The organism is Pseudomonas sp. NFX224, from assembly GCF_048565165.1.
Classification (GTDB): domain Bacteria; phylum Pseudomonadota; class Gammaproteobacteria; order Pseudomonadales; family Pseudomonadaceae; genus Aquipseudomonas.
In genome coordinates this window covers 4216258-4241119 of sequence record NZ_CP183416.1, presented here as the reverse complement: position 1 = coordinate 4241119, position 24862 = coordinate 4216258, and the positions used below count along the sequence as shown (strand labels likewise).

At 58.8% G+C, this 24862-nt stretch carries 24 protein-coding genes; 13 read left to right on the top strand and 11 right to left on the bottom strand.

Annotated features, from left to right (window positions below; all coding sequences use genetic code 11):
* The first annotated feature begins 1 nt into the window (after position 1).
* The 3 genes from ACNYC6_RS19315 to ACNYC6_RS19305 all read left to right on the top strand — a co-directional run bounded on the left by ACNYC6_RS19315 (position 2) and on the right by ACNYC6_RS19305 (position 5495).
* The gene (locus ACNYC6_RS19315) at positions 2-1102 is read left to right on the top strand and encodes a DUF1513 domain-containing protein (RefSeq protein ID WP_419708727.1); all 1101 of its coding nucleotides are present in this window, start codon (positions 2-4) and stop codon (positions 1100-1102) included.
* A gap of 200 nt (positions 1103-1302) precedes the next feature.
* Positions 1303-2451, top strand: a complete 1149-nt coding sequence (locus ACNYC6_RS19310; RefSeq protein ID WP_419708726.1) for an efflux RND transporter periplasmic adaptor subunit — start codon at positions 1303-1305, stop codon at positions 2449-2451.
* 14 nt (positions 2452-2465) lie between these two features.
* Positions 2466-5495 (top strand): multidrug efflux RND transporter permease subunit, encoded by a 3030-nt coding sequence (locus ACNYC6_RS19305; protein ID WP_419708725.1) that lies wholly within the window; start codon positions 2466-2468, stop codon positions 5493-5495.
* Between the two features lie 110 nt (positions 5496-5605).
* Here the strand turns inward: ACNYC6_RS19305 and ACNYC6_RS19300 are convergent, their stop codons facing one another.
* The 5 genes from ACNYC6_RS19300 to colR all read right to left on the bottom strand — a co-directional run bounded on the left by ACNYC6_RS19300 (position 5606) and on the right by colR (position 9318).
* Positions 5606-5830: a hypothetical protein gene (locus ACNYC6_RS19300; protein WP_419708724.1), complete on the bottom strand. Its 225-nt coding sequence runs from the start codon at positions 5828-5830 to the stop codon at positions 5606-5608.
* A gap of 2 nt (positions 5831-5832) precedes the next feature.
* Positions 5833-6546 (bottom strand): lipopolysaccharide kinase InaA family protein, encoded by a 714-nt coding sequence (locus ACNYC6_RS19295; protein WP_419708723.1) that lies wholly within the window; start codon positions 6544-6546, stop codon positions 5833-5835.
* A 4-nt stretch (positions 6547-6550) separates the two neighbouring features.
* Positions 6551-7219 carry a class I SAM-dependent methyltransferase gene (locus ACNYC6_RS19290; RefSeq protein WP_419708722.1) on the bottom strand — a complete coding sequence of 223 codons (669 nt, stop codon included), beginning with the start codon at positions 7217-7219 and terminating at the stop codon, positions 6551-6553.
* 151 nt (positions 7220-7370) lie between these two features.
* The gene (locus ACNYC6_RS19285; RefSeq protein WP_419708721.1) at positions 7371-8645 is read right to left on the bottom strand and encodes a sensor histidine kinase; all 1275 of its coding nucleotides are present in this window, start codon (positions 8643-8645) and stop codon (positions 7371-7373) included.
* The gene (colR, locus tag ACNYC6_RS19280) at positions 8635-9318 is read right to left on the bottom strand and encodes a two-component system response regulator ColR (protein ID WP_419708720.1); all 684 of its coding nucleotides are present in this window, start codon (positions 9316-9318) and stop codon (positions 8635-8637) included. Before colR ends, ACNYC6_RS19285 begins: the two co-directional genes overlap by 11 nt.
* A 218-nt stretch (positions 9319-9536) precedes the next feature.
* Here colR and ACNYC6_RS19275 point away from each other — a divergent pair, with 218 nt between their 5' ends.
* On the top strand, positions 9537-10280 hold the full coding sequence (locus ACNYC6_RS19275; RefSeq protein WP_419708719.1) for a phosphatase PAP2 family protein: 744 nt from the start codon (positions 9537-9539) through the stop codon (positions 10278-10280).
* 795 nt (positions 10281-11075) lie between these two features.
* Here ACNYC6_RS19275 and groL read toward each other — a convergent pair.
* The 4 genes from groL to ACNYC6_RS19255 form a co-directional block, all read right to left on the bottom strand.
* Entirely contained in the window at positions 11076-12722 is a 1647-nt protein-coding gene (groL, locus tag ACNYC6_RS19270) for a chaperonin GroEL (RefSeq protein ID WP_419708718.1), read from the bottom strand.
* A gap of 49 nt (positions 12723-12771) precedes the next feature.
* Positions 12772-13065 (bottom strand): co-chaperone GroES, encoded by a 294-nt coding sequence (locus tag ACNYC6_RS19265; RefSeq protein ID WP_419708717.1) that lies wholly within the window; start codon positions 13063-13065, stop codon positions 12772-12774.
* A 248-nt stretch (positions 13066-13313) separates the two neighbouring features.
* Positions 13314-13790 carry an FxsA family protein gene (locus ACNYC6_RS19260; RefSeq protein WP_419708716.1) on the bottom strand — a complete coding sequence of 159 codons (477 nt, stop codon included), beginning with the start codon at positions 13788-13790 and terminating at the stop codon, positions 13314-13316.
* 66 nt (positions 13791-13856) lie between these two features.
* Positions 13857-14588, bottom strand: coding sequence for a HugZ family protein (locus ACNYC6_RS19255; protein WP_419708715.1), 732 nt, complete (start codon positions 14586-14588; stop codon positions 13857-13859).
* A gap of 163 nt (positions 14589-14751) precedes the next feature.
* On the opposite strand from ACNYC6_RS19255, the gene ACNYC6_RS19250 reads away from it, so the two are divergent.
* The gene (locus ACNYC6_RS19250; protein WP_419708714.1) at positions 14752-15510 is read left to right on the top strand and encodes an SDR family oxidoreductase; all 759 of its coding nucleotides are present in this window, start codon (positions 14752-14754) and stop codon (positions 15508-15510) included.
* A 67-nt stretch (positions 15511-15577) separates the two neighbouring features.
* Here ACNYC6_RS19250 and apbC read toward each other — a convergent pair whose 3' ends face one another.
* On the bottom strand, positions 15578-16672 hold the full coding sequence (apbC, locus tag ACNYC6_RS19245) for an iron-sulfur cluster carrier protein ApbC (protein ID WP_419708713.1): 1095 nt from the start codon (positions 16670-16672) through the stop codon (positions 15578-15580).
* Positions 16673-16996: 324 nt separating this feature from the next.
* Between apbC and metG the strand changes: the two genes are divergently transcribed.
* The 8 genes from metG to ACNYC6_RS19205 all read left to right on the top strand — a co-directional run bounded on the left by metG (position 16997) and on the right by ACNYC6_RS19205 (position 23860).
* A complete protein-coding gene (gene metG, locus ACNYC6_RS19240; protein ID WP_419708712.1) occupies positions 16997-19048 on the top strand; it encodes a methionine--tRNA ligase in 2052 nt (683 codons plus the stop codon).
* A 124-nt stretch (positions 19049-19172) separates the two neighbouring features.
* Positions 19173-19742: an electron transport complex protein RnfA gene (locus ACNYC6_RS19235; protein ID WP_419708711.1), complete on the top strand. Its 570-nt coding sequence runs from the start codon at positions 19173-19175 to the stop codon at positions 19740-19742.
* Positions 19739-20749, top strand: coding sequence for an electron transport complex subunit RsxB (rsxB, locus tag ACNYC6_RS19230; protein WP_419708710.1), 1011 nt, complete (start codon positions 19739-19741; stop codon positions 20747-20749). Before ACNYC6_RS19235 ends, rsxB begins: the two co-directional genes overlap by 4 nt.
* A complete protein-coding gene (locus ACNYC6_RS19225; RefSeq protein ID WP_419708709.1) occupies positions 20736-21722 on the top strand; it encodes an RnfABCDGE type electron transport complex subunit D in 987 nt (328 codons plus the stop codon). The genes rsxB and ACNYC6_RS19225 overlap by 14 nt, the downstream gene beginning before the upstream one ends.
* The gene (locus ACNYC6_RS19220) at positions 21719-22330 is read left to right on the top strand and encodes an RnfABCDGE type electron transport complex subunit G (RefSeq protein WP_419708708.1); all 612 of its coding nucleotides are present in this window, start codon (positions 21719-21721) and stop codon (positions 22328-22330) included. The genes ACNYC6_RS19225 and ACNYC6_RS19220 overlap by 4 nt, the downstream gene beginning before the upstream one ends.
* Complete coding sequence (locus tag ACNYC6_RS19215) at positions 22323-22910, top strand: Rnf-Nqr domain containing protein (RefSeq protein ID WP_419708707.1); 588 nt, start codon at positions 22323-22325, stop codon at positions 22908-22910. Before ACNYC6_RS19220 ends, ACNYC6_RS19215 begins: the two co-directional genes overlap by 8 nt.
* A 25-nt stretch (positions 22911-22935) precedes the next feature.
* On the top strand, positions 22936-23574 hold the full coding sequence (gene nth / locus ACNYC6_RS19210) for an endonuclease III (protein WP_095193084.1): 639 nt from the start codon (positions 22936-22938) through the stop codon (positions 23572-23574).
* A gap of 106 nt (positions 23575-23680) precedes the next feature.
* On the top strand, positions 23681-23860 hold the full coding sequence (locus tag ACNYC6_RS19205) for a PA3496 family putative envelope integrity protein (RefSeq protein WP_419708706.1): 180 nt from the start codon (positions 23681-23683) through the stop codon (positions 23858-23860).
* A 90-nt stretch (positions 23861-23950) separates the two neighbouring features.
* Here the strand turns inward: ACNYC6_RS19205 and ACNYC6_RS19200 are convergent, their stop codons facing one another.
* Positions 23951-24577 (bottom strand): response regulator transcription factor, encoded by a 627-nt coding sequence (locus ACNYC6_RS19200; RefSeq protein ID WP_338582775.1) that lies wholly within the window; start codon positions 24575-24577, stop codon positions 23951-23953.
* Positions 24578-24862: the final 285 nt, after the last annotated feature.

The following is a 24862-nucleotide window of genomic DNA, read 5'->3' as shown; positions in this document are numbered from 1 at the left end:
CATGCTGCGACGTCAGGCTCTGACCTTAGGGAGTTTGCTGCTGGGAGCAGTGACACTGGGCGGCTGGAAGCTGTTCAAGCAGAAGGACGCCAGCCCGCTGTTGCTTTCGGCGCGGGACGATACTGACGGCAAGCATTACGCCGTCGGATATCGGCTGGACGGCACCCGGGTGTTCGCCACCCAGGTCGGCCAGCGCTGCCACGACATCATCAATCACCCGACGCTGCCGATCGCGCTGTTTGTCGCCCGGCGCCCCGGCACCGAGAGCTACCTGATCGACCTGCGTGACGGCACGCTGCTGCAAACCGTGACGTCGCAGCCGAACCGGCACTTCTACGGTCACGCGGTGATTCACCACAGCGGCGACTGGCTGTACGCCACCGAAAACGACACCAGCGATCCGGGTCGCGGCCTGCTCGGTGTGTATAAGTTCGAAGGTGAGCGACTGGTGCACAGCGGTGAGATTTCCACCCACGGCATCGGCCCGCATCAAGTGTCGTGGATGCCCGATGGCGAAACCCTGGTGGTGGCCAACGGCGGCATCCGCACCGAAGCCGAAAGCCGGGTCGAGATGAACCTCAATGCAATGGAGCCAAGCCTGGTCCTGATGCAGCGCGATGGCACTCTGCTGAGCAAGGAAACGCTTCCCCAGCAAATGAACAGCGTGCGTCACCTGGGCATTGCCAGCGACGGCACCATCGTCGCCGGCCAGCAATTCATGGGCGCGTCTCACGAAAAATCGGAACTGCTGGCGATCAAGCGTCCCGGCCAGCCGTTCGTGGCATTTCCTGTGCCCGAGCATCAATTGCAAGCCATGGGGCACTACACCGCGAGCGTCGCGGTGCACAGTGATCTGCGGTTGGTGGCCTTGACCGCGCCACGGGGCAACCGCTTTTTCATCTGGGACCTGGACAGCGGTGAAGTGCGTCTGGATGCACCGCTTCCCGACTGCGCTGGCGTTGGTGCGGTCGCCGACGGGTTTGTCGTGACCTCGGGCCAGGGTCGCTGCCGCTACTACGATTGCCGCCAGACAGATCTGGTTGCAAAACCGCTGGAATTGCCGGCAGGGCTCTGGGACAACCATCTTCACCTCATGGCTTAAACAGCCAAAAAGATCGCAGCCTTCGGCAGCTCCACATCGGGATAATGTGCATCCTGCAGGAGCTGCCGAAGGCTGCGATCTTTTTGAGCTTTCCCCCCTCTAACACTTCACAACCTGTAAAAACTGGCAGTTGGATTACCCTTCCCAGTCGCGGTAATGTGCCCCACTGTCTCACCTGATTTTCTCCAAGGAACTGGAATATGCTGCGTCGCCGCATGCTGATCATGTTGGGTGTTGTTCTGTTGATCGTGCTGGTCCTGGCCGGTTACAAAGCCTTCTCCATCTACACGATGATTCAAGGCTTCTCGGCGCCAAAACCACCGATCAGCGTCGCCGTGGCCACGGCAACCGAACGGCCATGGCAAGCACGCCTGCCCACAGTCGGCACGCTCAAGGCATTGCAAGGGGTGGACCTGAGCCTCGAAACCGACGGGACGGTCACCGACGTCCAGTTCGAGTCCGGGCAGAAGGTCAAGGCCGGCCAACCGATCATTCGGCTCGACAGCGCCGTTGAAAGTGCCCTGCTGGAAACCGCGCAGGCCGACCTCGGGCTGGCCCAGGTGGATTACTCCCGCGGCAGCCAACTGGTCGGCAGCCAGGCCATCTCCAAAGGTGAGTTCGACCGACTATCGGCAGTCCTGAAAAAGAGCAAGGCCACAGTCAACCAGCTCAGGGCTGCACTCGGCAAAAAAAGCATCCTCGCACCCTTCAGCGGCACCATCGGCATTCGTCAGGTGGACGTCGGCGACTACGTGGCCACCGGCACCATGATCGCCACCCTGCAGGACCTCAGCAGCCTCTACGTCGACTTTTTCGTGCCCGAGCAGTCGGTGCCGAAGATTGCCGTCGGGCAACCCGTGCAACTCATTGTCGCGGCTTATCCGACCGAGGCGTTCCCCGGCGCCATCAGCGCAATCAACCCGAAAGTCGAAAACAGCACCCGCAACATGCAGGTCCGCGCGACCCTGGCTAATCCTGACGGCAAGCTTCTGCCGGGGATGTTCGCCAGTCTGCAGGTCATGTTGCCCGATCCGCAGCCGCGCATCGTCGTACCGGAAAGTGCGATCACCTACACGCTCTACGGCAATTCGGTCTATGTCGCCACCCAGAAGAAAGCCGAAGACGGCAGTGTGGAAAAAGACGACAAAGGCCAACCGGTCCTGATCGCTGAACGGCGCTTCGTCGAAACCGGCGAACGTCGTGACGGGATGGTGATGGTCACCAAAGGCGTGCAGAACGGTGAAACGGTTGTCACGGCCGGCCAGATCAAACTGGACAACGGTGCGCACATCGCCATCAGCGACGACAAGACCCTGGCCGAAAAGAACAGTCAGCCTCGCGCTGACTGATCAAGGAACCTCCAATGGCATTTACTGACCCGTTCATCCGCCGCCCGGTGCTCGCCACCGTGGTCAGCCTGCTGATCGTGCTGCTAGGCTTTCAAGCCTGGAGCAAGTTGCCGCTGCGCCAATACCCGCAAATGGAAAACGCCCTGATCACGGTGACCACCGCGTACCCCGGGGCCAACGCCGAAACCATTCAGGGCTACATCACCCAGCCGATGCAACAGAGCCTGGCCAGTGCCGAGGGCATCGACTACATGACCTCGGTCAGTCGGCAAAACTTCTCGGTGATCTCGATCTATGCGCGTATCGGCGCCAATAGCGATCGCCTGTTCACCGAACTGCTGGCCAAGGCCAACGAGGTCAAGAACCAACTGCCCCAGGACGCCGAAGACCCGGTCCTGAGCAAGGAAGCCGCCGACGCCTCGGCGCTGATGTACATCAGCTTCTTCAGTAAGGAATTGAGCAACCCGCAGATCACCGACTACTTGTCGCGGGTGATCCAGCCGAAACTCGCGACCCTGCCGGGCATGGCTGAGGCCGAGATTCTCGGCAATCAGGTGTTCGCCATGCGCCTGTGGCTGGACCCGGTGAAACTTGCGGGTTTCGGCCTGAGCGCCAGCGACGTGACCAACGCGGTGCGCCAGTACAACTTCCTCTCCGCCGCTGGCGAGGTCAAAGGCGAGTACGTGGTCACCAGCATCAACGCCAGTACCGAACTCAAGTCCGCCGAAGCCTTCGCTGCGATCCCGCTGAAGGTCGACGGCGACAGTCGCGTATTGCTGCGCGATGTGGCGCGGGTCGAGATGGGCGCGGAAAACTACGACACCATCAGTTCCTTCGGCGGTACGCCCTCGGTGTATATCGGCATCAAGGCCACGCCCGGCGCCAACCCGCTGGACGTGATCAAGGAAGTGCGCAAGATCATGCCGGACCTTGAGGCCCAGCTACCACCAAACCTCAAGGGCGAAATCGCCTACGACGCCACGCTGTTCATCCAGGCTTCCATCGATGAAGTGGTGAAAACCCTGTTCGAAGCGGTGCTGATCGTGATCGTGGTGGTGTTCCTATTCCTCGGTGCGCTGCGCTCGGTGGTGATCCCGGTGGTCACCATCCCACTGTCGATGATCGGCGTGATGTTCTTCATGCAGATGATGGGCTACTCGATCAACCTGCTGACCCTGCTGGCGATGGTGCTGGCCATCGGCCTCGTGGTGGACGACGCGATCGTGGTGGTGGAGAACATCCACCGCCACATCGAGGAAGGCAAGACGCCGCTGGACGCCGCCATCGAGGGCGCCCGGGAAATCGCCATGCCGGTGGTCTCGATGACCATCACCCTGGCGGCCGTGTATGCACCGATCGGCTTCCTTACGGGCCTTACCGGGGCGCTGTTCAAGGAGTTTGCCCTGACCCTGGCCGGTGCCGTGGTGATTTCCGGCATCGTGGCCCTGACACTGTCGCCGATGATGTGTGCCTTTTTGCTGCGTCACGACGAAAACCCCAGCGGTTTGGCGCATCGGCTGGATATGATTTTCGAAGGCCTCAAGCGCCGATATCAACGGATGCTGCACGGCACGCTCAATACCCGGCCGGTGGTGCTGGTGTTCGCGGTCATTGTGTTGTGCCTGATTCCGGTGTTGCTCAAGTTCACCAAGTCGGAACTGGCGCCGGACGAAGACCAGGGCATCATCTTCATGATGGCCAACGCCCCGCAACCGACCAACCTCGATTACCTGAACACCTACACCGACGAGTTCATCTCGATCTTCAAGGCGTTTCCCGAATATTACTCCTCGTTCCAGATCAACGGTTTCAATGGCGTGCAATCGGGGATCGGCGGTTTCCTGCTCAAACCGTGGAACGAGCGCAGTCGAACTCAGATGCAGATCCTGCCCGATGTTCAGGCCAAGCTTGAAAGTATTCCGGGGCTGCAGATTTTCGGCTTCAACCTGCCTTCGTTGCCGGGTACCGGTGAGGGGCTGCCCTTCCAGTTCGTCATCAATACCGCCAACGATTACGAGTTGCTGCTGCAAGTGATGGACCGGGTGAAGAAGCGCGCGATGGAATCCGGTCAGTTCGCTTTCGTCGATGTCGACCTGGCTTTCGACAAACCTGAGGTGGTGGTGGACATCGATCGCGCCAAAGCCGCGCAGATGGGCGTTTCGATGCAGGACCTGGGCGGAACGCTGGCGACTTTGTTGGGTGAGGCGGAGATCAACCGTTTCACCATCGAAGGCCGCAGTTACAAGGTCATTGCCCAGGTTGAACGCCCTTTCCGGGATAACCCGGACTGGCTGAACAATTATTACGTGAAGAACACCCAGGGTGAGTTACTGGCCCTGTCGACCCTGATTACGGTGACCGATCGGGCGCGGCCAAGGCAACTGAACCAGTTTCAGCAACTGAACTCGGCGATCCTTTCCGGGGTGCCGCTGGTCAGCATGGGAGAGGCCATCGATACCGTGCGCCAGATCGCCCGGGAAGAAGCACCGGTGGGCTTTGCAATCGACTACGCCGGTGCGTCACGGCAATACGTCCAGGAAGGCAGTGCGCTGTGGGTCACCTTTGCCTTGGCATTAGCGATCATTTTCCTGGTACTGGCCGCCCAGTTCGAAAGCTTCCGCGATCCGCTGGTGATTCTGGTGACGGTGCCATTGTCGATCTGTGGCGCATTGATACCGCTGTTTGTCGGCTGGTCGAGCATGAACATCTATACCCAGGTCGGGTTGGTGACGCTGATCGGGCTGATCAGCAAACACGGCATCCTGATCGTCGAGTTCGCCAACCAGTTGCGCAAGGACAAGGGCCTGACAGCGCGCGAAGCCGTGGAAGAAGCCGCGGCCATTCGCCTGCGCCCGGTGCTGATGACGACCGCCGCGATGGTGTTCGGCATGGTGCCGTTGATCATCGCGACGGGGGCCGGGGCAGTCAGTCGGTTTGATATCGGTACGGTGATTGCGACGGGCATGTCGATCGGCACGTTGTTCACTTTGTTTGTGTTGCCGTGCGTGTATACGGTGCTGGCGAAGCCTGATAAACCCGCGTAACCCTGTAGGAGCGAGCTTGCTCGCTCCTACATTGATGCGTGCAAACTTCAAATACGCGCAACAAAAAAGGCCTCGCATCAGCGAGGCCTTTTACTTGGGCTTCATTCTGTTCAACTTTGCGGCCTCATTCCTTGAGACAGTCCGAACATGAACAGCAACAAATCATGATCGGGTTGAGTCGCCACGGTTGTTTTGGCAACCCGTGGCAAAGGACAATATTCGCCGTTCGTTGAACTGAGAACTTGCGTGCGTGGCTGCTCCCAGGCAGCCACCGCGAGTGAAGCAACTGCCAAGGCTCCTACCAGAAACAAACCTCGCGCAACTTCGAGTTTCATTGCTATAAACCTTTGATAGCGCTGCCAAACGCCGTCTTATAAAGATAGACGAGTTTCTCCCAATCCGTAGGGCTGAACGACGAGTGGCGGCGCAGTTGCTTCATATCATGGGCTGCCGCCTGATGGGCGGTCAGACGCTGCCGACACTTCTCCAGATCAATCAAGGCAACCTCGGCTGTGGCAGCTTCGCCTTCACCGGTCACACGCACGAATACGTGCTTGATGTAGATGCAACTGTGCTGCCAGCGGCCCTTGTGCATGCGCGCCAGGTTTTCCGCCAACTCCTTCAGAACTCGATCGTGCACCGCCTCACCGTGACGCTCGCGGCCGCCACCGGCGTACCAGTGTTCGATTTCTTCGAAGCCATCCAGTGACTTGGTCACCAGCAATGCGCGCCATTTGTGTACCGGATCGCGCTGTGCCCCGCAAAAAACGATTTCCGGAACGCGCACGCCAAGCGCACTCACACCAGTGAGCGCATCACGTTCGCGCAACACCGTCGGCCGACCGAAGGGGTGCAGCAAGCTACGGTGGATATGGCCGGTTTGTCGCTTCGCGTAGAGCAACTGACCATCGCTACCCACGACGCGCTGCACGCCACTTTCTCCTCCGCGACGGACGTTGGGCTCTTCTACCCATTCACCGTGCTGATTCCAGAAATAGTCGAAGCGGTCCTGCGGAACAACGTTCGAATCTGCTGCACACTGCTCTACCATCCTGTTACCTCTTGCGTAATACGTAAACTCGCCACATGGCATAGAGCGGCAAAAAGTCCAGACGTTCCTGAATTCTGAAACCCGCCTGTTCAAATTCCTTTTCTACCGTAGCAGCCGGTAACACAAAACGATTTTGGTAACCTTCCTGCCCACGGGTTCTCTCCGCGCGCTTGCGTTTCCAGGCTTTGAAATTGCCGTCTACCCACAGGGAAAGGACAACACTGTCACGGGTGACGCGCTCGAATTCGCGCAAAATAGCCAGTCGATGCTCGGCTTCACCGATGTGATGGAGCAAACGCATGCAGAAAATGCTATCGACGGCGTTATCAGGCAAGGCGATGTCGAATGCAGAAGTGTGCAAGGGTTGTACCCGTTTAACCACTTCGGCGGGTTGTGCCTCTATAGCAATCTTGATCATGGACTCGGAGTTGTCGGCGCCGATGATCACCCGGTTGGGTTTTTCTGCCAGCAACGGCCAGAATCGTCCCGCGCCGCAGGGCAAATCGAGGACCAGACCCGGCTCGCCAACCAGCGTCAGCGCTTTGCGTGCCAGCTGTTCATCGCGCCAATGGGACAGTCGACGGCCAAGACCATCCTGGTGTTTACGCAGGTAGCGTTGCGCGTGTTTATCGTCGTATTTTTCGGAAAAATCCAGCTTGATCGGACCGGCCATCACCAAGGTCTCCTAGTACTTCTGATGGCATCCACCTTAGGCAACGCAATGTCAGTGCCAAGTCATCCAATTGTGAAAAATTTGTCATGTACAACCATGAAGTGTTTCCAGGCTTTACAAAAACAACATAGGCCTGACCGGGAAAATTCAGCTAAGAGGCCTGCAATTGCACCTCAAAACGACAGCCATGGGGTTCCATGTTCGTCAGTCTGACGCTCCAGCCCTGGTTTTCACAGATCCGTTGCACCAGTGACAGCCCCAATCCCAGGCCTTCTCCACGCTTTTCATTGCCTCGCACAAAAGGCTCGAACATCGCCTCGCGTTTCTCTTCGGGAATGCCCACGCCGCTGTCCTCGACCAGGAACCCGGTGGCAGTCAGGGTCAGTCGGATAAATCCGCGTTCGGTGTAATGCAGTGCGTTACGCAGCAGGTTCCCCATCACTGCATTGAGGAAAGTGGCGTTGTAGCGAATGTTCTGTGGTTGGCCCGGCTCAAAAAGCAGGGTCAGGCCTTTGGTCTCGATGGGCGCGCGCCACTGACCGATCAAGCCGTCGGCCACGCCGCTGAGCGTTTGCTGCGGTGACATACCGGCATCTTCACGTTGAGCGCGGGCCAGCATCAGGAACGTTTGCACCAGCTCGCGCATTTCTTCGCTGGCACGGGCGATTCGTTCGACCTGAGCACGACCACGTTGGTCGATGCCCGGATTTTCCAGCAGCAACTCGCAGGAACTGGCCAGCACCATCAACGGCGTGCGCAGTTCATGGCTGACATCGCTGGTGAACAATCGCTCCCGGGTCAATGCCTGGCGCAGGCGCCCGAGGGTAGCATCGAAGGCCACTGCCAGCTCACCCACTTCATCAGCGGCATAGTCCGGCGCCAGAGGCGGCGCCAAGCCCAACAACTGATCGCGATGACGGACTTGCCGGGCCAGCCGCACAACCGGGGCCATTACCTTGCGCGCCAATACCCAGCCGAGGAAAACCGCCAGTGCCAGGCTCAGTACGAAGCCTACGAGAACGACAGCAAACAGCACCCGTTCACGCTCTTCGAAATCGCTCTGGTCTTGCAGCAATACATAGCGCCGACCATCGACGATCTCGACCATCGCGTGGTACGACAGCTGCTCGCGGAAGACTTCGTGAAACCCCGAGTCCAGATGGCGCAAATCCTTGGGCAGCTCGAAATCTCCCGGCCCACCGCTGAAATAGAACAACTGGTCCGGTTCCGGGCGATGGCTCCAGTCCGAGACGTTGTCCATCAGCAACAGCCGTTGCAAGTCGCCGCCCAGGCCTGCCGAGATCAGTTTTTCTTCCACCAGGTGCACAGTGGCGACGATGCCCATGGCAAAGGCGCCCGCCACCAGTGCGCTCATCAGCGCAAAGGCAATGATGATCCGTTGGGCAAGGCTCTGCTTAAACTCCATCGCGGCCCTCTGCCAAGCGATAACCCACACCGTGCACGGTATGCAGTAACGGTTTGGCGAACGGTTTGTCGATCACCTGACGCAACTGGTGGACGTGGCTGCGCAGGCTGTCGCTGTCCGGACAGTCATCGCCCCACAACGCTTCTTCGAGAATTTCCCGACGCAGTACGTGAGGGCTTTTTTGCATCAGCACCGCCAGCAGCTTCAATCCCACCGGGTTGAGTTTGAGCAACCGGCCTTCGCGAGTGACTTCCAGCGTGTCCAAATCGTAGTTCAGGTCGCCGACTTGCAAGGTGCGACGTCCGCCACCCTGGGCACGGCGCATGACCGCTTCGATCCGCGCCGCCAGCTCAGACAGTGCAAATGGCTTGATCAAGTAGTCGTCGGCGCCGGACTTGAAGCCCTGCAAACGGTCGTCCAGTTGATCGCGCGCGGTGAGCATGATCACCGGCGTGTCACGGCGGGCATCTTCGCGCAGACGTTTGCACAGTGTGTAGCCGTCGATGCCGGGCAGCATGATGTCGAGCACGATCAAATCGTAGTGCTCGGTGGCCGCCAAGTGCAGGCCCGACAAACCGTCCTGTGCGCAATCCACGGTATAGCCTTTGAGCCCCAGGTAATCGGCCAGATTGGCGAGGATATCGCGGTTGTCTTCAACCAATAAAATTCGCATGGGCATCTTCTCCGTACACAGTAACAGCCGTCTTGGCCCGCGCAGCTTAAGGCCAAGTGTGGCTCAGGGCTAGGATTGCGTGCGGCTGGAATGGCTGAAATCAAACGTTTGCAGGGTTAACGACTTTTTCACTATCGATTCACACGTTGACGACAGGATCGGGTTCAAACTCTGCGCGGCTGCGCATTTCAGAACACTTTCCCAACCAAGGAACCCGCATGGCTTCGACCCTTGCCCGCCCCGCTTCTCGCCCGCTCAACTTCTGGGTTTGCCTTGGCGTTCCCGCCGTTGCGGCGATCATTCTGGTGCTGCTCGAACTGACGTCTCTGGACATGGATCTGGCCAAACTGTTCTACGACCCGGTCGCCGGGGATTTCATCGGTCGGCACAGTTATTTTTTGGAAACGGTCCTGCATGATCGCGCCAAACAAGTGGTCATCGCTTTCTCGGTACTTGCGATCCTTGGCTTTGCCGGCTCGTTTTTCATGACAAGGCTCAAGCCGTTCAAACGGGAGTTGGGCTGCCTGGTGCTGTCGCTGGGATTGGCGACGTCCTTTGTCACGCCGATGAAAGCGGTGACGGCGGTGCAATGCCCATGGAGCCTTGAACAGTTCGGCGGTCACGAGACTTACAGTAAATTGCTGAGCCCTCGACCGGCCACGGAAAAACCGGGCCGCTGCTGGCCGGGCGGACATGCGGCAACCGGGTTCACGCTGTTTGCGCTGTTCTTTGTGTTGCGTGACCGTCGCCCTCGACTGGCACGGGCGGCGTTTGTTTTTGCCTTCACCCTGGGCACGGTATTTTCCATTGGGCGGATGATGCAGGGTGCGCACTTCTTCTCGCACAACGTGTGGACGGCGGTGTTCTGCTGGCTGATTTGTCTGGGATCGTATTACTGGATTCTTTACCGACCGGCTGTGAAGGCTCAATCCGAGGCCAATGCAGAACCGGTCAGCGCCTGAGCCGACACTATCGCGAGCAGGCTCGCTCCTACGGGGATTGATGTGATCCTCAAAGTGGAGGATCGAGTAGGAGGCGGGGTTGCCCCCGCCGTCCTCTCACACCACCGTACATACGGTTCCGTATACGGCGGTTCCTGCCTACTGACATACAACGTCAGCGAGCTTGGTTCCGTTGACGTGTCGCCTGTGGTATCTAAGCGCCCAGACCGGCCCTCGGAGCTTCCGGCTCCTACCTCCTGATGGTCTCGACCCCCGCTATGCGGTGTTTCTGCTTTACGCTCCAACAGAGATCACACCCGACTATCCACTCATGGCAGGTTCAGCCCTTCGTTACTCCGGTGTCGAGCAACTACTACGGCCTCTGCTGACTTCTGTCGCCCATCCCGTCATCTCGCGACGCCGGTAGCACATGGCAGGCTATACAGATCTCCCAGGGTAATTCGCGCGACCTTCCTGCTTATGCCTGTCGGATCTACGTCACAGCGTTCCGTGCAAGTATTGGGCTTTGGCAATTTTGGCTACCTTACCCCGCTGCACCGCCTAATCCGCTTCCTGTTCGTCAGGCCAGCATTTTGCCTCGGGCTTCCTTCAGATTCGCAGTCGCCCGCGACACCCTTGCCTCTGGCTAACACTTCCCCTTGCCGGGTGTGTAGAGGACTTTCACCTCCAAGTCACCAGCATGACCACCACAGCCAAGCTGGTTGCGCTTCGCGCAACGCGCCATGCCTGGCGCACCAATAAAAAACCCCGCCTGCGAAAGCAGGCGGGGTTTTTTAGTACAGGGGTAAGGCTGGCTTACATCATGCCGCCCATGCCGCCCATACCGCCCATGTCTGGCATACCGCCGCCAGCACCGCCGTCTTTCTTCGGTGCATCAGCAACAGCGGCTTCGGTGGTCAGGATCAAACCGCCGATCGACGATGCAGCTTGCAGAGCGGAACGGGTGACCTTGGTTGGGTCCAGGATACCCATTTCGATCATGTCGCCGTATTCGCCAGTCGCAGCGTTGTAACCGAAGTTACCTTTGCCGTTCTTGACTTCGTTGACCACAACGCTTGGCTCGTCACCGCTGTTGGCAGCGATCTGACGCAGCGGTGCTTCAACGGCACGACGCAGAACAGCGATACCCACGTCCTGATCGGCGTTGTCGCCTTTCAGATCGTTCAGGGTTTGCAGAGCACGGATCAGTGCAACGCCACCGCCAGGTACCACGCCTTCTTCAACGGCTGCACGGGTAGCGTGCAGGGCGTCTTCAACGCGGGCTTTCTTCTCTTTCATTTCTACTTCGGAGCCAGCGCCAACCTTGATCACTGCAACGCCGCCAGACAGCTTGGCCAGACGCTCTTGCAGTTTTTCACGGTCGTAGTCCGAGGAAGTTTCGGCAACCTGGGCACGGATCTGAGCGATACGAGCCTGGATGTCGCCTTCAACGCCAGCACCGTCAACGATGATGGTGTTTTCCTTGGACAGGGTTACGCGCTTGGCGTTACCCAGGTGCTCCAGAGTGGTGCTTTCCAGGCTCAGACCGATCTCTTCGGAGATAACGGTACCGCCGGTCAGAACAGCGATGTCCTGCAGCATGGCCTTGCGACGGTCGCCGAAGCCTGGAGCCTTGACGGCTGCGACTTTAACGATACCGCGCATGTTGTTCACAACCAGAGTCGCCAGGGCTTCGCCTTCAACGTCTTCGGCAACGATCAGCAGCGGACGGCCGGCTTTGGCAACGGCTTCCAGCACTGGCAGCATTTCGCGGATGTTCGAGATCTTTTTGTCGACCAGCAGGATCAGCGGGCCGTCCAGCTCAGCGACCATGGTCTCTGGCTTGTTGACAAAGTACGGGGACAGGTAGCCACGGTCGAACTGCATGCCTTCAACAACCGACAGTTCGTTTTCCAGGCCCGAGCCTTCTTCAACGGTGATCACGCCTTCTTTACCGACTTTTTCCATGGCTTCGGCAATGATGTCGCCGATGGAGTTGTCGGAGTTGGCGGAGATGGTGCCTACCTGAGCGATAGCCTTGGTGTCAGCGCATGGCTTGGACAGGGCTTTCAGCTCTTTAACGATGGCGATGGTCGCTTTGTCGATACCGCGCTTCAGGTCCATCGGGTTCATGCCGGCAGCGACGGCTTTCAGGCCTTCGTTGACGATCGACTGAGCCAGAACGGTAGCGGTGGTAGTACCGTCGCCTGCGTCATCGTTGGCACGGGAGGCAACGTCTTTGACCAGCTGCGCGCCCATGTTTTCGAAACGGTCTTCCAGTTCGATTTCTTTGGCTACGGAAACGCCGTCCTTGGTGATGGTCGGAGCGCCAAAGCTCTTCTCGATGATCACGTTACGGCCTTTCGGGCCCAGGGTCGCTTTTACCGCGTCAGCCAGGACGTTAACGCCTTTGAGCATTTTCTTGCGGGCGGAATCGCCAAACAGAACTTCTTTAGCAGCCATGATCGATATTCCTTAAATACTTTGTAGTAACGGGAAAGTGAGCGGGTAATCAGCCTTCGACAACAGCGAGGATTTCGTTCTCGCTCATTACCAGCAGGTCTTCGCCGTCGACTTTCACTGTGTTGCTGCCGGAGTAAGGACCGAACACAACCTTGTCGCCCACTTTCACGGACAGTGCACGCACTTCACCGTTGTCCAGTACGCGGCCGGTGCCGACTGCGATGATTTCGCCGCTGTTGGCTTTTTCAGCAGCCGAACCTGGCAGGACGATACCGCCAGCGGTTTTCTTTTCTTCTTCGCTGCGACGGATAACGACGCGGTCATGCAGAGGACGAAGCTTCATTGTCGATCTCTCCTAATTGTGGTTTTCATCGGCCGGTGTAGTCCCGGCGGGTTTAACAAAGTCCGGCGGTGCCGGGTGCGGTTCGGCAAGCGAACCGCGGAAGTCTGTCTGGCGTGATCGCCAGAAACCTTGCGGTGACCGTTACATAAGGGCGCACAAGCTTATTACAAGGGCGGGCATCGAATTTTTTTCATGTCGATGCGCCGCAAACGAACACGGCACCCGAAGGTGCCGTGTCGATAGGGGTATTACTTGGTATCGCGGTGTTCGAACTCGCCTTCAATCACGTTGGGCTCGCGGCCCAGTGGCTCGCGCGGTGCCGGGCCGCCACGGGCCTGCAGGTCATCGGCAAACGCCCGTTGGCGCATGGCTTGCTCTTCGGCGCGCTGACGCATTTTATTGGCCAGCAACCGACGGCTGATCGGTAGCAGCATGATCAGGCCGATCACGTCGCTGACAAAACCCGGCAGGATCAACAGGCCACCGGCCAACGCCAGCATCAGGCCTTCGAGCATAGTCTGGGCCGGCAACTCGCCGCGGTTCAGGCTTTCACGGGCACGCAGCGCGGTGGCCAGGCCGGCGACGCGCAGCACGAACACGCCGAACATCGAGCCGAGAATGATCAGCAGCAGGGCCGGGAAAAACCCGATCGCCCCTGCCACCTTGACGAATACGAACAGCTCCAACACCGGGAACAGCAGAAAGAGCAACAAAAAAGGGCGCATCAAATGGTTCCTCAACGCAAGAATGCCTTGCCAGTTCACCTTAGATGACGTCGCCGATTCGTGAATTCAAGCGTCGGCCACTTCATTTTTCGGCCAATGTTCAGCGTGAGCCAGGAAAACCAAGGCTTCGCGAACTTGTGTCGGCGTATTACACGGCGCTTGAAACGGCAGCCAGTACAGGCTTTGGCCGATGCGCAGGTGCATGCCTTCGGTGTCGATACCGACCATCTGCGCCGGCGAAGTTTTCGGCAAACCGGCCAGGTCCACGTAATGGGCAATGGCTTTGGAGTGATCGGCGTTCATGTGCTCGACCATGCTGATCTCAGCCTTACCGGCAAAGGGATTGGCCAGCGTCAGTTCGTTGACCCAGTGAATCGCACCGAAACCACCAATGTAACGGTGGCGCACAGGCGTCAGCACCCAAAAATCGAAATCATGAGCATTGTGATAGCCCTGCGACTCCGGGAAATAGCGGTAATAACGTTCTGCGGCCGCGGTGATTGTTTCCTCGCCTTCGAGTTGCTGCGCTTCGGCCAGGTAGGTCAGGCGACCGACGGCTTGCACGTCCTCAGCACCACGCTCACCGACGAACAACGAGCATTTCGGGTCTTTTTGCAGATTATGGGTGTGCTGGGCGATGCGGCTGATCAGGATCAGCGGCCGGCCCTGCTCGTCCAGACAGTACGGAACCACGGAGCCGAACGGGAAACCGGGCATCGATTTGGAGTGCGTCGAGAGCACTCCACGGTATTCCTTGAGAAGCAATTCTCGTGCATGCTTAGCCGCTTCAACGCTCAATTTATGACTCCTTATATAGAATCCGTCATAAAAACGGACGGGCTGCTGGTGGAAAGTTCCAGCATGCCATCGGGGCAGTTCTCATGTGCAGCCAAGCCAGGTCAGGCGCAGATCGAGAGGCTCTCTAAAGGACACCACTCAGACCTGTTACCGGGGCACGCGAATGCAACTCACTGACAAAGTAATCATTATCACTGGCGGTTGCCAGGGTTTAGGCCGCTCCATGGCCGAGTATTTCGCGGGTAGAGGCGCGAAGCTCGCGCTGGTCGACCTCAACCAGGAAAAACTCGACGACGCGGTGGCAGCCTGCAAGGCTAAAGGTGTCGAAGCTCGCGCTTATCTGTGCAACGTGGCCAATGAAGAGCAAGTAACGCACATGGTCGCTCAGGTTGCAGAAGATTTCGGCGCGATCCACGGTCTGATCAACAACGCCGGGATCCTGCGTGACGGCCTGCTGCTCAAGGTCAAGGACGGCGAAATGACCAAAATGAGCCTGGCACAGTGGCAAGCGGTGATCGACGTCAACCTGACCGGCGTGTTCCTGTGCACCCGTGAAGTCGCGGCGAAAATGGTCGAGCTGAACAACAACGGCGCGATCATCAATATCTCGTCGATTTCCCGCGCTGGCAACGTCGGTCAGACCAACTACTCCGCCGCCAAGGCCGGTGTCGCCGCGGCGACCGTGACCTGGGCCAAAGAACTGGCGCGCTACGGCATTCGCGTGGCCGGTATTGCACCGGGCTTCATCGAAACCGAAATGACGTTGGGCATGAAGCCTGAAGCGCTGGAGAAGATGACGGCGGGGATTCCGCTCAAGCGCATGGGTAAGCCAGAGGAAATCGCCCATTCAGCGGCGTACATCTTCGAGAACGACTACTACACCGGTCGGATTCTGGAGATGGATGGCGGGTTGCGGATCTAAGACGCGATAAAGAAAAACTGCAGGAGCGAGCCTGCTCGCTCCTGCAGGGATTCGTATTTCAGTTTATTTAATCGTCGCTGACGCTGATATTCGGCATCGCCGGCGTCAACGCTTCCTGCAACACAATCCGCGCGCCGACATGACGGGCCAGTTCCTGGTAAACCAGCGCGATCGGGCTGTCCGGCTCGGCGATTACCGTCGGCTTGCCGCCATCCGCCTGCTCACGGATGGCCATTGCCAACGGCAACGAGGCCAGCAGCTCGACGCCATATTGGTTGGCCAGTTTCACCCCGCCGCCCTCACCGAACAGATGTTCGGCATGCCCACAGTTCGAGCAGATGTGCACGGCCATGTTTTCCACCACGCCCAGCACCGGAATGTTGACCTTGCGGAACATCTCCACGCCTTTGCGCGCGTCGAGCAACGCCAGGTCTTGTGGTGTGGTGACGATCACTGCACCGGCCACCGGGACTTTCTGCGCCAGGGTCAGCTGAATGTCACCGGTGCCTGGCGGCATATCGATGACCAGATAATCCAGGTCGCCCCACGCGGTTTGAGTCACCAGTTGCAGCAAGGCGCCGGAAACCATCGGCCCGCGCCAGACCATCGGTGTGTTGTCGTCAGTCAGGAACGCCATGGACATCACTTCGACGCCATGGGATTTGAGCGGTACGAACCACTTCTGGTCCTTCACTTCAGGACGGGTGCGCTCCGGGATGCCGAACATGATGCCCTGGCTCGGACCGTAAATGTCTGCGTCGAGAATCCCGACCTTGGCACCTTCGCGGGCCAGGGCCAGGGCCAGATTGGCGGCGGTGGTGGATTTGCCCACACCGCCCTTGCCGGAAGCCACCGCCACCACGTTCTTGACGTTGGCCAGGCCAGGAATCTGCGCCTGGGCCTTGTGTGCCGCAATCACGCTGGTGATATCAACGCGGGCCGACGCTACGCCGTCGAGACCTTCGATGGCCATTTGCAGCATCTGCGCCCAGCCGCTCTTGAACAGACCGGCGGCGTAACCCAATTCGAGCTGGACGCTGACGCGGTCGCCCTGAATCTCGATGTTGCGCACGCACCCGGCGCTGACCGGGTCCTGGTTCAGGTAAGGGTCGGTGTATTGGCGAAGGACGGCTTCCACCGCTGCGCGATTGACGGCGCTCATGGGCAACTCCGAAAACGGGACTGGAAAAGATGGAGAGTATCGTACCCCGCAGACTCATTTGTTGTGAGTGGATTTGTCCCCAAACACAATTTGTGGCGAGGGAGCTTGCTCCCGCTCGGGTGCGCAGCAGCCGCAATCAAATTGACGCGGTGTCTCTGACAAAACCGGCTAGTCCGCTATAGGGCGGCTTCGCCACCCAGCGGGAGCAAGCTCCCTCGCCACAATTATTACGGTCTCCGCATCCGGAAACAGGCTCACAGGGTGAAAAATATGCGCCGGCGCTTTATAGTGGCCGACCTCCGTTTCATCAAGTAGCCGAGCCCCATGTCCGAGCCACGCAAGATCCTCGTCACCAGCGCCCTGCCCTACGCCAATGGTTCGATTCACCTTGGCCATATGCTGGAATACATCCAGACCGATATGTGGGTGCGCTTCCAGAAGCACCGCGGCAACCAATGCATTTACGTCTGCGCCGACGACGCCCACGGTTCGGCGATCATGCTGCGCGCGGAAAAGGAAGGCATTACCCCGGAACAACTGATCGCCAACGTCCAGGCTGAACACAGCGCCGACTTTGCCGAGTTCCTGGTGGACTTCGACAACTTCCACTCCACTCACGCCGAAGAAAACCGTGAGCTGTCGAGCCAGATCTACCTGAAGCTGCGTGACGCCGGGCACATTGCCACGCGCTCGATCACGCAATACTTCGACCCGGAAAAGAAAATGTTCCTGGCCGACCGCTTCATCAAGGGCACCTGCCCGAAATGCGGCACTGAAGACCAGTACGGCGACAACTGCGAAAAATGCGGTGCGACTTACGCGCCGACCGACCTGAAAGATCCGAAGTCGGCAATCTCCGGCGCCACCCCGGTGCTCAAGGATTCCCAGCACTTCTTCTTCAAGTTGCCGGACTTCCAGGAAATGCTGCAAACCTGGACCCGCAGCGGCACGTTGCAAGACGCCGTGGCCAACAAGATCGCCGAGTGGCTGGACGCCGGGCTGCAACAGTGGGACATCTCCCGCGATGCGCCATATTTCGGTTTCGAAATCCCTGACGAGCCGGGCAAGTACTTCTACGTGTGGCTGGATGCGCCGATCGGCTACATGGCCAGCTTCAAGAACCTCTGCAACCGCACGCCGGAGCTGGATTTCGACGCGTTCTGGGGCAAGGATTCCTCCGCCGAGCTGTACCACTTCATCGGCAAGGACATCGTCAATTTCCACGCCCTGTTCTGGCCAGCCATGCTCGAAGGCGCAGGCTACCGCAAGCCGACCGGCATCAACGTACACGGCTACCTGACCGTCAATGGTCAGAAAATGTCCAAGTCCCGTGGCACCTTCATCAAGGCCCGGACTTACCTGGATCACCTGTCGCCGGAATACCTGCGGTACTACTACGCGGCCAAGCTGGGCCGTGGCGTCGATGACCTCGACCTGAACCTCGAAGACTTTGTGCAGAAGGTCAACTCCGACCTGGTGGGCAAAGTCGTCAACATCGCCAGCCGTTGCGCCGGGTTCATCAACAAAGGCAATGCCGGCGTGATGGTCGACACCAACGCCGCACCGGAACTGACCGACGCATTCCTGGCCGCCGCGCCAAGCATCGCCGACGCCTATGAAGCCCGCGACTTTGCCCGCGCCATGCGCGAGATCATGGGCCTGGCCGACCGCGCCAACGCCTGGATCGCCGACAAGGCACCGTGGTCGCTGAACAAACAGGAAGGCAAGCAGGATGAAGTCCAGGCCATCTGCGCCACCGGCGTCAATCTGTTCCGCCAGTTGGTGATCTTCCTCAAGCCTGTGCTGCCGCTGCTGGCCGCCGATGCCGAGGCGTTCCTCAACGTCGCGCCACTGACCTGGAACGACCACGCGACCTTGCTCAGCAACCATCAGCTGAACGAGTTCAAGCCGTTGATGACCCGGATCGACCCGGTCAAGGTGCAAGCCATGACCGACGCTTCGAAAGAAGACCTGACCGCCAGCCAGACCGATACAGGCGAAGCTGCCCCGGCCGGCAATGGCGAACTGGCCAAGGACCCGCTGTCGCCGGAAATCGAGTTCGACACCTTCGCGGCAGTCGATTTGCGCGTCGCGCTGATCGTCAAGGCTGAGCACGTGGAAGGCGCCGACAAGCTGTTGCGCCTGACCCTGGACATCGGCGACGAGACGCGCAACGTGTTCTCCGGCATCAAGAGCGCTTACCCGGACCCGTCCAAGCTCGATGGCCGCCTGACCATGATGATCGCCAACCTCAAGCCACGGAAAATGAAGTTCGGCATCTCCGAAGGCATGGTGATGGCGGCTGGCCCTGGCGGTGAAGAAATCTACCTGTTGAGCCCTGACAGCGGCGCCAAGCCTGGCCAGCGCATCAAGTAAGTTTCTGCGGCAAACCGATCCCACAGTCGTGCCTGGTGCGACTGTGGGATTTTCATGTCTGGCCCATACTGTCTATCAGGTCTGGCTTCTTGCAGGAGTTATCCAGCATCGGATAGGGACGATCATGACCGAAGCACTGCTTACGCTCATCAGCACAGCCTTGATCAACAACCTCGTGTTGCACTGGCCGCTGGGCGTCGATCCGCTGTTGGCCAGCGAGCGGCGGCAGGTCCATGCGCTGGGTATCGCGACCACGTGCTTGATGCTGATCACCGGCACGTTCGGCTACGCGCTCTATCACTGGCTGCTGGTGCCGCTGGATCTGACAGCCCTGCGTCTGTTTGTATTTCTGCCGCTGAGCGTTTTGCTGATCGGCCCACTGTTGAAGGTTCTTTCAAAGGCTTTTTCGACGATGTCCTTCGAAGGCCTTTGGCCGCTGCTGTTGGGCAACGCGGGCGTGCTAGGGGTGGCGCTGCTCAACGTCCAGGATAACCGAGGTGTCTTTCACGCCGCCGCCCTGAGCCTCGGTGCCGGGCTGGGTTTCTGGCTGGTACTGAGCCTGTTCAACGACCTGCGCCAACGCACACTTGATAACGATGTTCCCCTGCCCTTTCGTGGCTTGCCGATCGATCTGATCAGCGTCGGATTGATCGCAGTGGCCTTTCTCGGATTCAGCGGACTGATCAAAACATGAGTCTGATTCAACGCATCGACGCGCTTTTGCCGCAGACCCAATGCGGCAAGTGCGGCCATCCCGGATGCAAGCCCTACGCCGAAGGCATCGCCAGCGGCGAGCCGATCAACAAGTGCCCACCCGGTGGCAACGAAACCATTAACGCCTTGGCCGAACTGCTGAGCGTGCCGGTACTGGAACTGGATGTCAGCCGCGGTTCGGCTCCGGCGCAGATCGCCTACATCCGCGAGGCCGAGTGCATCGGCTGCACCAAATGCATTCAAGCCTGCCCGGTAGACGCTATCGTCGGTGCGGCCAAGTTGATGCACACGGTGATCATCGACGAATGCACCGGTTGTGACCTCTGCGTGGCGCCGTGCCCGGTGGATTGCATCGAGATGCATCCGCTGCCAACGGACACGGTGCTGCCGATTGTCGGTGGCCTGGCGTTCAGTCTTGAAGAGCAACGCGCCCGCGCCGCCAAACGCAATCACGCACGGGATCGTTTCGAGCAACGCAACGCCCGTTTGCGGCGCGAGGAACAACAAAAAACCGCCGAGCGCGAGGCCCGTGCACAACGCGCCACCCAACCGAACGAAGTGAAGCTCGATCCGGTGCAGGCAGCCCTTGAACGCGTCCGCGCACAGAAGGTCGCCAATGCCGATGCAGCGTTAAAAAAAGCCAAGATCGATGCGGCCATGAGCCGTGCGCAACTGACCAAGTCGCTCAAGGCGTTCGGACATCCGCCGACCTTTGAACAGCAGTCACAATTGATCGTCCTGCAACAACAGTTTGAAGTCGCCGAACAAGCCCTGGCGCAGCTGGAAAGCACCGCGCCACCAGCACCGGCGCCCGTTGCTGCGCCAGCGAAGGATGCAGAGCTGAAACGGGCGAAGATTCAATTGGCCATGCGCCGCGCCGAGCTGAAGAAAGCCCAAACCAGCGAAGCGTCCGCCGAGCAGATCGAAGCCCTGGAAAAGGCGCTGCGCGAAGCCGAACTCCAGGTGGATGCCCATGCCGCCCCTTGAATCGGTCGACGAGCGTCTGCAGCAGGCCATGAAACTGGTTCTGCTAGCGACGCTGCCAGGCATGCTGGCGTTGTTCTGGTTTTACGGCTGGGGCGTGTTGATCAACCTGATCCTGGCAGGCATTGGTGCGCTGGCGGCTGAAGCGGCGGTGCTGCGGTTGCGCAAGCGTGCGCTCAAGCCGGCCTTGTTCGACGGTAGCGCTCTCGTCAGCGCCACGCTACTGGCCTTGGCCTTGCCGCCCTATTGTCCGTGGTGGCTGACAGTCAGTGCCGCTGTCTCGGCGATGCTTTTCGGTAAGCATCTGTATGGCGGCGTCGGCAGCAATCCGTTCAATCCGGCGATGCTCGGTTTCGCCCTGGTGATGGTGGCATTTCCGCAACAGATGACCCACTGGCCAGCGTCCCATGGCATGGATCTGTCCGGCGGTATCCAGCATGTATTCGGTTTCGGCCAATCTCCGGACGCTTGGGTCCGGGCCACCGCACTGGACAGTCTGCGGATCAACAAAAGCCTGACCGTGGATGAGCTGTTCGCGGCGAATCCGGCATTTGGGCGCTTCGGTGGCCACGGCGTGGAATGGGTGAACCTGGCCTTTCTCGCGGGCGGCGCATTTCTGCTGCAACGACGAGTGTTCAGCTGGCATGCGCCGGTCGGTATGCTTGCCAGCCTGTTCATCATCAGTCTGTTGTGCTGGAACGGTTCGGGCTCCGACTCCCATGGCTCACCGCTATTTCATTTGCTCACTGGCGCCAGCATGCTCGGAGCCTTCTTTATCGTTACGGAGCCGGTTTCGGGCGCCAAAAGCCCGGGTGCGCGCCTGCTGTTCGGCATTGGCGTCGGGCTGCTGACCTATCTGATTCGTACGTGGGGCGGCTATCCCGACGGGGTAGCCTTTGCCGTGCTGTTGATGAACCTCTGCGTGCCGACGCTAGAGCGATTCGTCGCCGCCAGACAGGCGCGGATTACGCCATGAGCCGAGCGTCGAGCGTTGTCATCCTGGCGTTACTGGCCATCCTCGGGATTGGCCTGAGCTATCTGGCGCAACACAACAGCGCGCCACGGATTGCGGCCGAGCAGCGCCTGATCGACAGTCGCAACTTGCTGGACCTGCTGCCGCCCGACAGCTACGACAATCAGCCGCTGGAGCAACCCCTCACGCTCGAAAACACTGCGCTGGGCAACAGCACGCTGGTAGCGGGCTACCGGGCGACCAAGGCCAGCCAGGCTTACGCCGTGTTGTTGCGCAGCCAGACCCTGGGCTACGCAGGCACCATCGACTTGCTGATCGCCATCGACCTCAATGGCAGGCTGCTTGGTGTCAAAACCCTAAAGCAAACCGAAACCCCGGGACTCGGCGCGCGAATTGCTGACTGGCCCAACGCCTGGCTTCAAGCGCTTTCCGGCAAATCCAGAACGGATCCTGACGACAAGGGCTGGGCCTTGAAAAAGGATCAGGGACAGTTCGACCAGATTGCCGGAGCGACCATCACCTCAAGAGCAGTGATCAACGCCACCCACGAGGCACTGCGCTACTTCGATGATCATCGGCAACAACTGCTCGGGAGCGCTTCCCATGAGTAAGTCATCGCTACTGCAGCACTCTTTGATGTTCGCGCCGCTCATCGGCGCCACCGGATCGCTGGTGAGCGCCCTGGGCCTGTGGCTGATGTTCATTGTCGTGATCAGTGTTTTTGGCCTGGGCATGAACGCCTTGCGGTCGCGACTGCTTCCCGCGGCTCACTTGCCGGCAAGCGTATTGCTCGCCGCGACGCTGACCAGTTGCGCCGAATTGGGTGCACAAGTCTGGTCGTTGCAATGGCATCAACAGGTGGGGATCTACGCAGCGTTGATTGCCCTGCAATGCGTTGTGCTGGAACACAGCGGATTCTTTCAAAGCACTTGGCGAGATCGTCTGTGCCTGTGCGGCCTGTTCGGCGGATTGATGATGGGCCTGGGCCTGCTCCGCGAACTCGTGGGTTACGGCACACTTGGCAATCATTTACCGTGGCTGGTTGTTGCGGCGCAAGCGCAATGGCAAGGCTGGATGTTGACCGCCGACGGTGGCTTGCGTCTGGCCACGCTGACCCCTGGCGGTTTCATTCTGCTGGGGTTGCTGATTGCCGGATGGAAAGCCTGGCACCACCCGACACCTTCAAACTGACTGTCTTCGAGGAAACGCACTGCCCATGAATGCTGCAAAACGTTTGGAAATTTTCCGCAGGCTGCATGAAGACAACCCGGAGCCGAAGACCGAACTGGCCTATTCCTCACCGTTTGAACTGCTGATTGCGGTGATTCTCTCGGCGCAATCGACCGATGTCGGCGTCAACAAGGCCACGGCAAAACTGTTCCCAATCGCCAATACACCCGCCGCAATCCATGCCTTGGGCGTCGAAGGGCTGTCGGAATACATCAAGACCATCGGCCTGTTCAACAGCAAAGCGAAAAACGTGATCGAGACCTGCCGCTTGCTGGTGGAGCGTCATGCCGGTGAAGTGCCACAGACTCGTGAAGAACTGGAAGCCCTGCCCGGCGTGGGCCGCAAGACCGCCAACGTGGTGCTCAATACCGCATTCCGCCAATTGACCATGGCCGTGGACACTCACATTTTCCGGGTCAGTAACCGCACCGGCATTGCGCCTGGCAAGAATGTGGTCGAGGTCGAGAAAAAACTGATGAAGTTCGTGCCCAAGGAATACCTGCTCGATTCCCACCACTGGTTGATCCTTCACGGACGCTACGTTTGCCTGGCCCGCAAGCCGCGCTGCGGCAGTTGCCGGATCGAAGACTTGTGCGAATACAAGCACAAGACCTCGGACGATTGAGCCACTATTGGATTTATTGATTTGTCGATTGAAAAAATCTTTTTTACCCGCCGAGAGATTGTCGATATAAGGAGCCCCAAAGGCAGCCTTAGCCTGGAGTAACTAAATGAGCACTGGCAAAGAGCAAATGGACGTAGAGGACGACTTCATCGCCGTTGAGGATGCTGAAGCCGAACCTGTGGTAGAAGTAGCAAAAACCAACCTGAGCAAACGCCGTACCATCGACAACCTACTGGAGGAGCGCCGACTGCAAAAGCAATTGGCCGATTACGACTTTGATTTATGACAACTGAAAGCCTCCCGAAACGGAGGCTTTTTTCTTTGTGCCGAACCGCGATAAATGCCCGTTCATCGCGCATCGACAGTGCAGACAAATTCACACTAATCCGTTGCGCTGAGCCAACTCGATCAGATCGACCAGGGACCGCGCATTCAACTTCAATAGCAATCGTGTCTTGTAAGTACTGACGGTTTTGTTGCTGAGGAACATCCCATCGGCAATTTCCTTATTGGTCTTGCCCCTGGCCAACTGTTGCAGAACCATCATCTCCCGCCCTGACAGGCGATCCACCATATCGGCTTCACTCGCATTCCCCAGGCTGGCACGTACGGTATGCAAGGCTTGATTGGGAAAGTAACTGTAGCCTGACAAAACCGCCTTTATGGCACTGAGCAGTTCCGTTAAATCCTGTTGTTTGCAGACGTAGCCTGCGGCCCCCGACTGCATGCAACGCATGGAAAAATGCCCTGGCGCCTGGGAAGTCAATATCAGAACTTTCATGGGCATCGCTGCCGAGGACAGTCGTGCAATTACTTCCAGCCCATCCAGTTTCGGTATTCCTATATCCAGAATGACAATATCCGGCATATGTTCACGGGCAAGTTGCAATGCATCCACGCCATTATCCGTTTCTGCGATGACTTCGTAGCCATGACGCTCCATCAGCATACGCACCGCAAGACGAATGACGGGGTGATCATCCACGATCAGCACTTTATTCATGGGCAAGTCCAATTTTCGCTGTTCGAATTTTTAGAGCCCGCACAATAGCCTAGTCGTTTCCCCCATGGCATGCCGCTCCCCCCGGTCACCCGCACCGAGAGACATTCCCTACAAATATCGCGGATTAATCTTACAAAAACTCCTCGAACTCGGCGTACCGAAAACTGTATCAGCACGACGCATGCACCTTTTTCAGGAAGTTCTCTGTATCGATTTACAACTAAAAAAGCTTCAGATCGGACTCACCCGCAGCAATCCAACCAAACTTCACCACCAAAGCTCCGC

Excerpts from the sequence above, each read along its gene's own strand:
- ACNYC6_RS19285 (WP_419708721.1), bottom strand. The coding sequence starts at position 8,645 with ATGGAGTTTAAGCAGAGCCTTGCCCAACGGATCATCATTGCCTTTGCG.
- ACNYC6_RS19265 (WP_419708717.1), bottom strand. The coding sequence starts at position 13,065 with ATGAAGCTTCGTCCTCTGCATGACCGCGTCGTTATCCGTCGCAGCGAA.
- colR (WP_419708720.1), bottom strand. The coding sequence starts at position 9,318 with ATGCGAATTTTATTGGTTGAAGACAACCGCGATATCCTCGCCAATCTG.
- groL (WP_419708718.1), bottom strand. The coding sequence starts at position 12,722 with ATGGCTGCTAAAGAAGTTCTGTTTGGCGATTCCGCCCGCAAGAAAATG.
- ACNYC6_RS19200 (WP_338582775.1), bottom strand. The coding sequence starts at position 24,577 with ATGAATAAAGTGCTGATCGTGGATGATCACCCCGTCATTCGTCTTGCG.
- metG (WP_419708712.1), top strand. The coding sequence starts at position 16,997 with ATGTCCGAGCCACGCAAGATCCTCGTCACCAGCGCCCTGCCCTACGCC.
- ACNYC6_RS19295 (WP_419708723.1), bottom strand. The coding sequence starts at position 6,546 with ATGGTAGAGCAGTGTGCAGCAGATTCGAACGTTGTTCCGCAGGACCGC.
- ACNYC6_RS19300 (WP_419708724.1), bottom strand. The coding sequence starts at position 5,830 with ATGAAACTCGAAGTTGCGCGAGGTTTGTTTCTGGTAGGAGCCTTGGCA.
- apbC (WP_419708713.1), bottom strand. The coding sequence starts at position 16,672 with ATGAGCGCCGTCAATCGCGCAGCGGTGGAAGCCGTCCTTCGCCAATAC.
- ACNYC6_RS19310 (WP_419708726.1), top strand. The coding sequence starts at position 1,303 with ATGCTGCGTCGCCGCATGCTGATCATGTTGGGTGTTGTTCTGTTGATC.
- ACNYC6_RS19305 (WP_419708725.1), top strand. The coding sequence starts at position 2,466 with ATGGCATTTACTGACCCGTTCATCCGCCGCCCGGTGCTCGCCACCGTG.
- ACNYC6_RS19205 (WP_419708706.1), top strand. The coding sequence starts at position 23,681 with ATGAGCACTGGCAAAGAGCAAATGGACGTAGAGGACGACTTCATCGCC.
- ACNYC6_RS19225 (WP_419708709.1), top strand. The coding sequence starts at position 20,736 with ATGCCGCCCCTTGAATCGGTCGACGAGCGTCTGCAGCAGGCCATGAAA.
- ACNYC6_RS19315 (WP_419708727.1), top strand. The coding sequence starts at position 2 with ATGCTGCGACGTCAGGCTCTGACCTTAGGGAGTTTGCTGCTGGGAGCA.
- ACNYC6_RS19215 (WP_419708707.1), top strand. The coding sequence starts at position 22,323 with ATGAGTAAGTCATCGCTACTGCAGCACTCTTTGATGTTCGCGCCGCTC.
- ACNYC6_RS19250 (WP_419708714.1), top strand. The coding sequence starts at position 14,752 with ATGCAACTCACTGACAAAGTAATCATTATCACTGGCGGTTGCCAGGGT.
- ACNYC6_RS19275 (WP_419708719.1), top strand. The coding sequence starts at position 9,537 with ATGGCTTCGACCCTTGCCCGCCCCGCTTCTCGCCCGCTCAACTTCTGG.
- ACNYC6_RS19220 (WP_419708708.1), top strand. The coding sequence starts at position 21,719 with ATGAGCCGAGCGTCGAGCGTTGTCATCCTGGCGTTACTGGCCATCCTC.
- ACNYC6_RS19235 (WP_419708711.1), top strand. The coding sequence starts at position 19,173 with ATGACCGAAGCACTGCTTACGCTCATCAGCACAGCCTTGATCAACAAC.
- ACNYC6_RS19290 (WP_419708722.1), bottom strand. The coding sequence starts at position 7,219 with ATGGCCGGTCCGATCAAGCTGGATTTTTCCGAAAAATACGACGATAAA.
- ACNYC6_RS19260 (WP_419708716.1), bottom strand. The coding sequence starts at position 13,790 with ATGCGCCCTTTTTTGTTGCTCTTTCTGCTGTTCCCGGTGTTGGAGCTG.
- rsxB (WP_419708710.1), top strand. The coding sequence starts at position 19,739 with ATGAGTCTGATTCAACGCATCGACGCGCTTTTGCCGCAGACCCAATGC.
- nth (WP_095193084.1), top strand. The coding sequence starts at position 22,936 with ATGAATGCTGCAAAACGTTTGGAAATTTTCCGCAGGCTGCATGAAGAC.